Source organism: Salegentibacter sp. (assembly GCF_036568425.1).
Taxonomy (GTDB): domain Bacteria; phylum Bacteroidota; class Bacteroidia; order Flavobacteriales; family Flavobacteriaceae; genus Salegentibacter.
In genome coordinates this window covers 1-11,861 of sequence record NZ_DATCSO010000045.1, presented here as the reverse complement: position 1 = coordinate 11,861, position 11,861 = coordinate 1, and the positions used below count along the sequence as shown (strand labels likewise).

Here is an 11,861-nt window from a genome sequence, read left to right as displayed (position 1 = left end):
GAACCTAGACTCTTCTGGACCAAAACCAGACGTGTTGCCAGTTACACCATAGGCCAATGCTTAAATGCGGATGCAAATTTAAAACAAACTTTTATTTACACAAACTTTTTCTAATAAATTCGAAGAGTATTTTTAATACTTATTTTAGAAACTGTGGAAAGCTGATTTTAGTGTTCACATTTACAGGCTTATTAAAAATATAGGGCATTTAGATACTCCCCTTAAAGGGTTCACAATTTTATTACTAAATTCGCCACTCAGGATTAAACCAAATACCATAATGAGGGATTTCAGCTTTACAAGGTGGAATAAAATACTGGGATGGCTGGTATTTTTAATCGCACTTACAACTTACACCTTAACCTTAGAACCAACGGCCAGCTTTTGGGATGCCGGAGAATATATAGCCACCTCGGCAAATCTTGAGGTAGGGCATCCTCCCGGAGCCCCATTTTATCAGATGGCCGGTGCATTCTTTTCTATGTTCGCCACCGATGAGACAAAGGTTGCTCTTATGGTGAATTTTATGTCGGGGACGGCCAGTGCCTTCGCTGTGCTGTTTATGTTTTGGTCCATAAGTATACTGGTATTGAAAATTGCCGGACCAGCCGAAAAATTAAGTACAGCGAAAAAGATCGCCGTGCTTGGAAGTGCAGCTGTTGGATCGCTAGCCTTCACATTTACCGACAGCTTTTGGTTTAGTGCCGTAGAAGCCGAAGTTTACGCCATGGCCGCCTGTATCATGGCCCTGCTCTTCTACCTGGGATTACTCTGGGAACGCGATATGTTCAAAGCTCGTGGGAATCGCTGGCTTATCCTTATCTCCTTAGTGATTGGTCTTTCCTTCGGTGTGCATTTTCTGGGCTTACTTACCATCCCTGCGATCGGGTTTTTATATTTCTTCAAGAACTATAAAAAGGTTACAGTTAAGAATTTTATTATCGCCAATATCGTAGTAGTGGCAGTACTCATGTTTATTTTTAAGTTACTACTCCCCTATACCCTTACATTTTTTGGGGTTTCAGAACTATTTTTCACCAATTCTCTTGGTTTGCCTTTCAACACAGGAACCATAGTGGCCTTTATATTAATAGTAGTCGCCTTCTACTACGGAATAAATTATACCCGCAAAAAGAGGTATTTTCAGCTAAATACACTCTTTCTATGTATTCTGTTCATTTTGATAGGTTTCTCAAGCTGGATTATGCTTCCTATAAGGTCAAATGCGCCAACGGTAATCAATGAAAACAGTCCGGATAACGCCCGTGAATTACTTGCCTATTATAACCGGGAGCAATATGGTGAAACCCATCTCTTTTATGGTCCTCAGTTTTCGGAGATATATAGTGGCTTAGACCCTGACAATCCATATAAAGACGGGAAGCCACATTATGAGAAGGACGAAGAAAAAGGCGAATACGTAATTGTAAACGATTATAAAAATGCCCGGCAAAACCTGGACGATAGCCATAAAGCTTTTCTTCCCAGAATGTGGAGCAGTGAACACGCCGCCAATTATATGGAGTTTACCGGCCCTCTTGAATTCACTGTAAAGAGAGAGTACCAGGGACAGGAGCAGCTCATGCAGGCTATTCAGGAATTCAAAAATGAATATTCCCGGGGCAATCTGGATAACACCGATTATCATAGGTTTTTACAGCAGTTTGGAGAGTATATTAATGTAGAAAAACCTTCGTTTGCAGCTAATATCGCCTACCTCCTGGAATACCAGATAGGATATATGTACTGGAGATATTTTATGTGGAACTTTGTTGGACGCCAGGATGATATTCAGGGAAAATATAATGATTTGCATGGCAACTGGCTCAGCGGAATCGATTTTATAGACGAAATGCGCCTGGGGCCTCAGGATAATCTGCCTTCAGATGTGAAAAATAATAAAGCCAGAAATACATATTACTTTTTGCCATTTATTTTAGGCCTCATCGGGTTGGTATTTCACTTCAAACGCGATAAAAACAATTTCTGGGTATTGCTCGTATTTTTCCTTTTTACAGGAATAGCCCTGAAAATTTACCTCAACGAACGTCCTTTTGAACCCAGAGAACGCGATTACGCCCTGGTAGGCTCATTTTATGTTTTTGCCATCTGGATAGGAATTGGAGTATATGCCTTGTTCGATTGGGCTAAAAAATTCCTCACACCAAAGATCGTCGCTCCGGTAGTCACAATAGTTTCTCTACTTGCCGTACCCGTTATATTGGCTTCTGAAAACTGGGATGATCACGACCGCAGCGGAAGAGATACGACTCTTAGCATGGCTAAAATGTACCTGGACTCAGTAGATGAAAATGGAATAATTTTCACCATTGGAGACAACGATACTTTTGCCTTATGGTATGTTCAGCAAATTGAACGCTACAGAACCGATGTAAGAGTTGTAAATACAAGCCTGTTTGCTACCGATTGGTATATCGACCAGATGAAGCGAAAGGCTTTTGATAGTGACCCAATCCCTTCGCAATTTGAAGCTGAGGACTATACTGGAAAAAATGATGCGATATTCTTTAGAGAGATCACTCAGGATACCCTCCCATTAAAAACCTTTTTAAATTACATACAAAATGATGATTCCCGTACGAAAGCAGAACTACAAAGCGGGCAGTTTGTAAATACCTTCCCTACTAAAAACCTTCGAATTCCTGTAGACAAAGAAACAGTTCTGGAAAATGGAATTGTTAGAGAGGAATTTGCCGATCAGATTGTAGATCATATCAACCTGCAAATAGACACCCAGATCCTCTATAAAAACCGTTTGATGATGCTGGATATTATTGCCAATAATAATTGGGAGCGTCCAATTTATTTCACCGGCGGAAGCTATGGCGATGACGATTATCTATGGATGAAAGATTACCTTCAGCTTGAAGGAATAGCTTACAAGCTCGTGCCTATACAAACACCATTAGACCCCCGAAACCCTTATGATATGGGCAAGGTGAATACCGAAAAAATGTACGATATCGTTAAAAGCTGGGATTGGGGCAATATGGGTAGCGAAGACATATATCACGATCCGGAAACACGAAAGAATTCCATCACTTATCGCAGCAATTTAGCCCGACTTGTAGAAAATCTCCTGAATGAAGGAGATACCGCCCGCGCCAAAGAAATCCTTGACCTGGCTATGGAGCACACGCCGGTAGAACATTATGGATATTACAGTCTGGTAGAGCCCTATATAGATGGCTACTATAAAGTGGGTGAGCCCGAGAGAGCCCGTGAAATCTGGGAGCAGGTAGCCACTAAATACCAGGAAAACCTGAAGTGGTACAGCACCTGGGGAGTAGACAGACAGTACCGTTATGCCGACGAAATAATTTCTGATATGGAGCGCTACCGAAGCCTGGTAGATATCCTGGTGAGAAATCAGGATGAAGAAATTATCCAGGAGAAAGCCGATGAATTTAATGAGCATCTTCGAATGTTCAGGCATTTCTATGGTGATGAAGAAGAAATGGAGCCTGAAGACGCTCCTGCAGAAGAAGTCCTGGAAGAGGCAATGCCGGAATCAGGCCTGGAAACCCAGGATGATTTGGAGTTAGACTCTACTGAATAAAATAATGAGCCTGGCTGAAATTTTCACTTTACTCTCACCTAAGGAGAAAAGTTTAAAATTTCAGCCGGGCTCTTTACTTATAATATGAACAGCTTTCTGGTTAAATATCCTTCTGTTTTGAGATGGTTCTATCCCAAAAGGCTGTCCCGTTTGAAAAAATCAAAAAGCATTTATCTCACTTTTGACGACGGCCCTGTCCCCGGGGTGACCCCTTGGGTTCTTGACCAATTAAGAGAATATAAAGCTAAGGCCACTTTCTTTTGTATTGGTGATAATATAAGGAAACACCCTGAAGTCTTTCAACAGGTGGTTTCGGAAGGACACCAGATCGGAAATCACAGTTTTCATCATCTAAAAGGCTGGAATACCTCAACTTCAGAATACATTCAGGATGTGTTTTTAACCGAAGAACTACTTGAAAAACAACATCCGGGGAATACCAAACCAAAACTGTTCAGGCCGCCGTTTGGAAAAATAAAAAATTCTCAGGCCAGAGAACTATCCAAAAAAGGATATAAAATTGTAATGTGGGATGTGATTAGCTGGGATTTTGATAGTGATATAAGGAAAGAAACCTGCTATAAAAATGTAGTTGAAAATGTTACGGAAGGGAGTATTATTGTTTTTCACGACAGTGAAAAAGCCTCGAAAAACTTAAAATACGCCTTACCAAAGGTCCTGAAATATTTTTCTGAAAAAGCTTATGAATTCAAAAGCCTTTAAACGTATTCTTTAAGTAGGCCAATGAGAGTTGGAGCATCCTGTTCTCCACTTTGACGCCACTTCATCTCCCCCCGCTTATAGATCATTAGAGTTGGGAGGGCTTTTACCCGAAGAGCTTCGGCTAATTGGGCATTTTTGTCAATATCGATTTTAATAACCTTGGCCTTATCTCCAAGTGCCGCAGCCACATCCCTTAAAACAGGGTTCATCGAAACCGATACGGTGTTACCTTCAGTATAAAAATCCAGTAAAACAGGGACTTTAAGATCTACTAATTCACCAAATTTAGACATCAGCTTTAATTTTTAGTTAGTACTGCATCGGCTTACTCAAATATAGCAAATTCTTCTTATTAAGCAGGCTTACTGCCTTTTTTAAGCTCTATAACGCTAATTTCCGGCCAGATGCCAACACGGCCGGGAAAAGCGAGGTAACCAAAGCCGCGGTTTACATTAATATACCTACCGAATTCTTCGTATATACCCGCCCAGTTTTTATAACGATACTGTACCGGGCTCCAACGGAACCAACCCGGAATTTCAATTCCAAATTGCATGCCGTGGGTATGGCCGCTAAGGGTTAAATGATAGTTCTTTTGATCCTTTTTTACCATTTCCTGCCAGTGGGAAGGATCGTGGCTTAGCAAGACTTTAAAATCTTTAGCCGAAAGACCATCTGCTGCCGCCTCAAGGTCTCCTGCTTTTTTAAATCCGCCTATCCCCCAATTTTCAACCCCAACCAGGGCTATACGCTCTCCTTTCTTTTCAATAAAACGATGTTCATTAAGAAGGAGATTCCATCCCATTTCGGCGTGGGTATTTTTTAACTTATTGAGATTTTCTACCTTCTCTTCTGCTGAAGACCAGTTTTTATAATCTCCATAATCATGATTTCCCAATACCGAATAAACCCCGTCTTTTGCTTTTATTGAAGCGAACATTTCCTTCCAGGCATCCATTTCGGCAGCCTCATTATTCACAAGGTCTCCGGTGAATAAAACCAGGTCACTCTCCTGTTCGTTTAAGAGGTCTATTCCGTATTTAATTTTGTTTTTATTATCAAAACTCCCGCTATGTATATCACTTATCTGGCTTAATTTATACCCATCGAAGGCATCGGGTAGATCTTCGAAATAAAGCGTATAACGCAACACCCTGAAATTGTATCTCCCCTGGTACATCCCATACAGCACCGAAGCTAACGGAATGGCGGCGATCCCAAGTGCAATTTGCCCTATAAATTTACGGCGGGAAGGCATATTAAATCCTTCTTCAGAAGAAAATTTACTTATTGTTCCTGCTCCAAGCCTAAAGATATCTTCTCCTAACATGAAAAGACTCATTAAGAGTTTTGCCAGAATAACTGCAAGCAGGAACCCGAAGGCATACCCCCGCCCAATTGAAAGTACCGATCCCTCTGTGGGCTGCATCCATTGGTAAATAAAATTCCCCACTACCGCTACAGAGATGAGGATGTATATTCCAAGAGCCCAGTTACTACGGGTAAAACTCCTGAGTACCTGAAAGGCATAAATATCAATAATAAGGTAGAAAACTATAAAAATGAGCCAGCGCATCGAGAATTTGGTTTTTTTTGCAAATATACTTTTAACATCCTGCTTTAAAAGCTTCGTTAACAGAAGTTTTAACGCCTGTATAAGTCGCAGAAACTTACACTTTTTAACTCCCGTTACAAAAAGCCTGCCTTTGTTTTCCATTTTTTACACCCGGCCCGAATGAGGTATGATTTTATCTTTGTAGTTTTGGAATATTCTTAGAAAACAAATCTCCTTTTTATGTCTGATCAAAAACGCCTGTTTCTCGTTGATGCTTATGCCTTGATTTTTCGTGGTTATTATGCTTTTATTAAAAACCCCAGGATCAATTCCAAAGGCTTCGACACCTCGGCTATCATGGGGTTTATGAATTCCCTTTTTGATGTGATTAGGCGGGAAAGACCAGATCATCTGGCAGTTTGTTTTGACAAGGAAGGCAGCGAAGTGCGCACCGAAATGTTTGCCGAATACAAAGCAAACCGCGACGCTACTCCCGAACCTATAAAAGAGGCCATCCCGATAATTCAGGATATTCTTAATGCCATGCATATTCCGGTCGTGGTTCTTCCGGGTTGCGAGGCCGATGATATTATAGGAACTTTAGCTCAACAGGCCGAGAAGGAAAACTACCGGGTGTATATGGTAACACCAGATAAAGATTTTGCGCAATTAGTTACTGAAAATATTTTCATGTATCGCCCTGCCAGAATGGGCAACGGCATTGAGATTTGGGGGATTCCCGAGGTGCAAAAGAAATTTGAAGTACAAACTCCGGATCAGGTTATAGATTTTCTAGGGATGATGGGCGATGCAGTAGACAACATTCCCGGTCTTCCTGGGGTAGGCGAGAAAACTGCGAAAAAGTTTATCAAAGAGTTCGGGAGCATGGAAAATCTTCTTGCCAACACCGATAAATTAAAAGGTAAAATGCGGGAAAAAGTGGAAGCTCATAAGGAGCAGGGCCTGATGTCTAAGAAACTCGCAGCCATTTTAACCGATTGCGATGTGAAATTTCACGCCGAGGATTATGAACTTTCTATGCCAGATGCTGAAAAAGTCCAGGAAATATTTGATGAGTTGGAATTCAGGAGGCTTAAAGACCAGTTTATAAAGCTTTTCAGCGGCGAGGAAGAACACACCCAAACCCAGGTCACCAATTCTCCATCTGCAAGAAAGAATGCGAAAACTGCGGGTGAAGGTCAGTTCTCACTTTTTGGAGCTGATCCTGCAGAAAAAATAGAATCAACTTCAGGAAGAAAAACCTTAAAGGATACTCCCCACGTTTACCAAAGCCTTAACACCCAAATGGCGAGAGCGCTGTTTCTGAAAAACCTGATGAAGCAAAAAAATGTGTGTTTCGACACTGAAACCACTAGTTTAAATGCCCTTGAAGCCGAGTTAGTAGGAATAGGTTTTTCGTGGCAACCGGGAAAAGGATTCTATTTACCATTTCCAGAAAAAAGAGAAGATGCCCAGGCCCTTATTGACGAATTAAGGCCGTTTTTTGAAGATGAAAATATTGAAAAAACGGGTCAGAATTTAAAATACGATATCAAAGTACTGGCAAAGTATGGGGTCAGAATCAAAGGCCAGCTCTTTGACACCATGATTGCGCATTACCTCATTAATCCTGATATGCGTCACAATATGGATATTCTTGCGGAAACCTATTTGAATTACAGTCCGCAGCCTATTTCAGAATTGATCGGTAAAAAAGGAAAGAATCAAAAATCTATGCGGGAAGTGCCGCTGGAGCAGCAAACCGAATATGGAGTAGAAGATGCCGATATCACTCTTCAGCTTAAAAAATATTTTGAAGAGGAATTAAAAGAAGCCAATACCCGAAAGCTTTTTGATGAAATTGAAATCCCGTTGGTGCGGGTCCTCGCCGATATGGAACTGGAAGGAATAAAACTGGACGAAAAATTCCTTAATTCTCTGACCGAAGCTCTACACAATGATATTGCCGAATTAGAAGCAAAGATCTTCGCTGAAGCAGGAGAAGAATTCAAGATAAGTTCTCCAAAGCAACTGGGAGTAATCCTTTTTGAAAAAATGGAGCTGGTAAAAAAGCCCAAAAAGACCAAGACAGGTCAATATTCCACCAGTGAGGACGTATTGTCTAGCCTTGCTAAAGACAATAACATTATACAATACGTGCTTGATTACCGGGCCCTGGTAAAATTGCTGAACACCTATGTAACCGCTCTTCCCAACCAGATCGAAAAATCCACCGGGAGAGTGCATACAGATTATGTACAAACCATAGCTGCGACAGGGAGGTTAAGTTCTAATAACCCTAACCTACAGAATATTCCAATAAGGACCGAAAGAGGTCGCGAGGTTAGAAAAGCCTTTGTTCCCAGGGATGAAAACTATATCCTGCTCGCTGCCGATTACTCCCAAATAGAATTAAGGATAATCGCGGCACTTAGTGAAGAAGATAATATGATAAAGGCCTTTAAAAACGGGGAAGACATTCACGCCTCTACTGCGGCCAAGGTCTTTAATATACCGCTTGAAGAAGTGACCAGGGAGCAACGCAGCAACGCAAAAACAGTAAATTTCGGAATTGTATACGGGGTTTCCGCTTTTGGTTTAAGCAATCAAACCAATTTATCGCGTAGCGAGGCCAAGGAACTTATTGACACTTACTATAAGACCTACCCTAAACTCACCAATTATATTGGAGATCAAATTGCTTTCGCCCGTGAGCACGGTTATGTGCAAACCATTTTAGGCCGAAGACGATATTTAAAGGATATAAATTCACAGAATGCCGTGGTAAGAGGGGCAGCCGAACGGAATGCAGTAAATGCTCCAATACAGGGAAGCGCCGCCGACATCATTAAACTTGCGATGATCAATATTCACAAAAAGCTTAATGAAGGTAATTACAAAACCAGGATGCTACTCCAGGTTCATGATGAATTGGTTTTTGATGCACATAAGGACGAACTTGATGAAATAGGAAAACTGATTAAAGCAGAAATGGAAAACGCCTATCAACTTGAGGTTCCTCTTGATGTTGAGATTGGTACCGGTCAAAATTGGCTGGAAGCTCATTAACTCACTAATCGCCTTATACCCCTCATACAAAAGTACTTCCTTATCATCTACCCAATAATACAGGCATTCCCCCATTGTCTCCAGCCTGTTGGTATTCTTATATTTGAAAAGAATCAATAAACCGGAAATCTTAAAAACCGGTCCTGATTTATACCCCACATTATTTTTTTCGCCGTCCCTCCCAGGTCAACTATGTGCATTTTGGACACCTATTCATTATGGTTAACTAACATTGAATTTTATTAATCATTCAATATTTAACCAAAAACTTTTAATTATGAAAAGATTTAAAAATTACCTGATGTACATGGCTGTTCTTGCTATGTTAATGACTGCCTGTAGTAAAGATGAAATTGATTCTATTCCGGCAGATGAGCCTGAAATGGCCACTCTTAATTTTGGAGCCGTTTTAAATGATTTACTGGAAGATTCACAGACCAGGCAAGAGATGACCTTGCCAGATTGTTCGGAGTTAGTTCCGTCTTATGTGCATGTAGTATTAAGCGGTACTACTGATGTAGGTAGTTATGAAGAGCCTCTTATGGTAGAGGTTAACCCCACACCCGGAGATTATGATAACGATGGAACCGAAGAATATTTCACCGTAGAGTCTTCGGATCTCGAACTGGTTCCTGGCCCATATAGCCTGGATTATTTTGCAGTGTATGACGAAAATGATGTTCTCATTTGGCTTGCGCCTTATGGGGAAAGTGATTTCATTGAATGGGTAGACACACCACTTCCTATCGAGTTTGATTTAGGCGCAGGAACAAAAAAATACGTAGATGTAGATGTATTATGTTTTGATGATCGTACTGTGAATGAATTTGGGTATTTATTCTTTGATCTTCATCCAAATCAAGCTATAGAGTTCTGTATTTTTGGAAACTTCTGCGACGATAATGGAAGACATTATCCTGCAGAGTACTCTGTTAATATCTGGAGCGGTATGGACGACACGGGAGACGTGCTTTATTCTAACGTTCAAAACACTGTAGAAATGGACAATAACGGAGATTATTCCGGCAGCCCTCTTTGTTTTGCGTTACCCGATGTAGGTGGAGAAGACACAGTAGATAATTACTATGTAGAAATTACACTACTTAATTCTGATGCCTATGGTGAGGTTACTGAAGAGGTCATTCGAAGCTTTACTCTTACCGATGTCCAGGTTAGAACCTTATTTGATGGGGAAGATGCTTTAGATTACTGGCATTTTAGAGAAGGAGTTGGCTGTGCGACAGACACCCCACCATTAACAGATAATGGAACCCCTCCAGTGATTGATGTAGATACTAATATTTACATTTATTTTGACTCCTCAGGCTCAATGAATTCGACCCTTTCCCCCTTACAGACTATGAGAAACACCTTATTAAAAGATGCTCTTATTGGTTTATATGATAACGATGAAGACGCCTATAATGATAAGGTAAAAGTTATTTCTGATGGCTCAGAAAGAACTTTAAATATGTTAAATTTCCAGGGGGAGACTCCAACCGGAAATGTGATAGCTTTAGTTTTCCAGGATGAAGCCGAGTATATCTATCATACCGGGGGTGTTTGGGATGAAAACACAACCAGAACAGGAGCATACGAATTAGACATTGCTGCCCTGAGAACAAGGTTGAATTCCTTTCCTGCTAATTACTACAGAGGCGTGATCTTCCAGGTAGAAACAGATACGTGGGGGCCATTTGCCAACTTCAAGTCTCTTGTAGAATATATTGAAAATGGTACAGGAAATTACGCAGGCAACTATGGTTTATCCGATCGTATTGAATTTGGATACAACTATGGAGTAACTCCCGGCGCTTCTCCTACATATTATGCAGATTTAATAGTACAGGCATTGGAGGATTTGGGATACCAATTATAGAGTAAGCATTCTGAATTCAGATTAAAAAAAGGAGGCTTCCAGCAATGGAAAGCCTCCTTTTAATTTCAGAATCTGCGGTAAAGCCTAATTAACTCTGGTATACTCCACCGCTAACACAAGAATATGTGAGGCGTGGGAATCTCCAGGATCATCAACATATTGAGAGGATTCAAATTTAGAAACATCAAAACCAAATTTATCAGCTTCTTTGTTAATGATTTTCCTGTCGGTATATACCTCAGCATTAATTTCCAAATTCAGAATAAGCTCATCGTTTTCAATATCCCATGTGCCGTGATCTGTTCGTCCTGAGAGACACTTAAATTCATCCCCATTTGGTCCATAATTAAAATCGAGTTTAGAGTTCACGGTGGTAAAGGTTCCGTCATCATAAAAAGTAATACCCATGCTGTCAAAACAGGTGGTTTCCTCGAGAATGTTCTCATGGCCTATTCCGTCATCATTAAGGTCTACAAGGCTATCGGCTTGCATAGTAGTTAATTGCCACTCCCCTACCATAGCATCACGATCTATAACAGTAAGATTGGTTTCTGAGATGTCTGCAGCCATAATATCTTCATCATTTGGTTCACAGCTTCCCAGAATTATAACTAAAGCAAGAACAAAAAACCTGGTTCCTAAATTAAACGTATTCTTCATAGCAATTTTGGGGTTTTTATTTCTTTTTCTGGTGCAAAGTTAAAAACATCCAATTGATTTTATGACTTTTTTAACATTAAAAATACCGTTAGTCGTTGTAAGTAAGCATTTTGTCGATTTTTAACCGATTTTGGAAAGGCACATATTATAATTACAAGGCTTAAAGCTTACGGGAAGCTGCATTGAAACAGGTCTCATCTTTTGAAAAACAAGCATAATCAAAATCACTTGACACACAGGGATTTCCAATGCAATAAATTAATAAGTCACATATTTGCTATATGAATTTATAATTGTACATTTGCACCCCGTTTTCCCGCCATGATTCATGTAGGGAACGGGAATGGAATGTTTAATAATAAGTAAATTTAATTAGTGTGGACACATTAAGCTAC

7 protein-coding genes are annotated in these 11,861 nt (G+C 40.4%); 4 read left to right on the top strand and 3 right to left on the bottom strand.

The genetic code is table 11. The features are described from left to right. Window positions 1–280: 280 nt before the first annotated feature. Both VIM94_RS04830 and VIM94_RS04825 read left to right on the top strand, forming a co-directional pair. A complete protein-coding gene (locus VIM94_RS04830; protein WP_332038158.1) occupies window positions 281–3,580 on the top strand; it encodes a protein O-mannosyl-transferase family in 3,300 nt (1,099 codons plus the stop codon). Between the two features lie 150 nt (window positions 3,581–3,730). After that, window positions 3,731–4,303 carry a polysaccharide deacetylase family protein gene (locus VIM94_RS04825; protein WP_332038157.1) on the top strand — a complete coding sequence of 191 codons (573 nt, stop codon included), beginning with the start codon at window positions 3,731–3,733 and terminating at the stop codon, window positions 4,301–4,303. Here VIM94_RS04825 and VIM94_RS04820 read toward each other — a convergent pair. Further along, entirely contained in the window at window positions 4,300–4,596 is a 297-nt protein-coding gene (locus VIM94_RS04820; RefSeq protein WP_332038156.1) for a thioredoxin family protein, read from the bottom strand. The genes VIM94_RS04825 and VIM94_RS04820 overlap by 4 nt on opposite strands. A gap of 59 nt (window positions 4,597–4,655) precedes the next feature. Then, window positions 4,656–5,879, bottom strand: a complete 1,224-nt coding sequence (locus VIM94_RS04815) for a metallophosphoesterase (RefSeq protein WP_332038155.1) — start codon at window positions 5,877–5,879, stop codon at window positions 4,656–4,658. Window positions 5,880–6,098: 219 nt separating this feature from the next. Here VIM94_RS04815 and polA point away from each other — a divergent pair, with 219 nt between their 5' ends. Next, entirely contained in the window at window positions 6,099–8,927 is a 2,829-nt protein-coding gene (gene polA / locus VIM94_RS04810) for a DNA polymerase I (protein ID WP_332038154.1), read from the top strand. Window positions 8,928–9,204: 277 nt separating this feature from the next. After that, window positions 9,205–10,806, top strand: a complete 1,602-nt coding sequence (locus VIM94_RS04805; RefSeq protein ID WP_332038153.1) for a hypothetical protein — start codon at window positions 9,205–9,207, stop codon at window positions 10,804–10,806. Window positions 10,807–10,890: 84 nt separating this feature from the next. On the opposite strand, the gene VIM94_RS04800 is transcribed toward VIM94_RS04805, so the two are convergent. Further along, entirely contained in the window at window positions 10,891–11,466 is a 576-nt protein-coding gene (locus tag VIM94_RS04800) for a DUF5004 domain-containing protein (protein ID WP_332038152.1), read from the bottom strand. Between the last annotated feature and the right edge of the window lie 395 nt (window positions 11,467–11,861).

Coding starts and splice junctions, on each gene's coding strand:
- polA (WP_332038154.1), top strand. CDS start 6,099: ATGTCTGATCAAAAACGCCTGTTTCTCGTTGATGCTTATGCCTTGATT.
- VIM94_RS04830 (WP_332038158.1), top strand. CDS start 281: ATGAGGGATTTCAGCTTTACAAGGTGGAATAAAATACTGGGATGGCTG.
- VIM94_RS04815 (WP_332038155.1), bottom strand. CDS start 5,879: ATGCGCTGGCTCATTTTTATAGTTTTCTACCTTATTATTGATATTTAT.
- VIM94_RS04805 (WP_332038153.1), top strand. CDS start 9,205: ATGAAAAGATTTAAAAATTACCTGATGTACATGGCTGTTCTTGCTATG.
- VIM94_RS04800 (WP_332038152.1), bottom strand. CDS start 11,466: ATGAAGAATACGTTTAATTTAGGAACCAGGTTTTTTGTTCTTGCTTTA.
- VIM94_RS04820 (WP_332038156.1), bottom strand. CDS start 4,596: ATGTCTAAATTTGGTGAATTAGTAGATCTTAAAGTCCCTGTTTTACTG.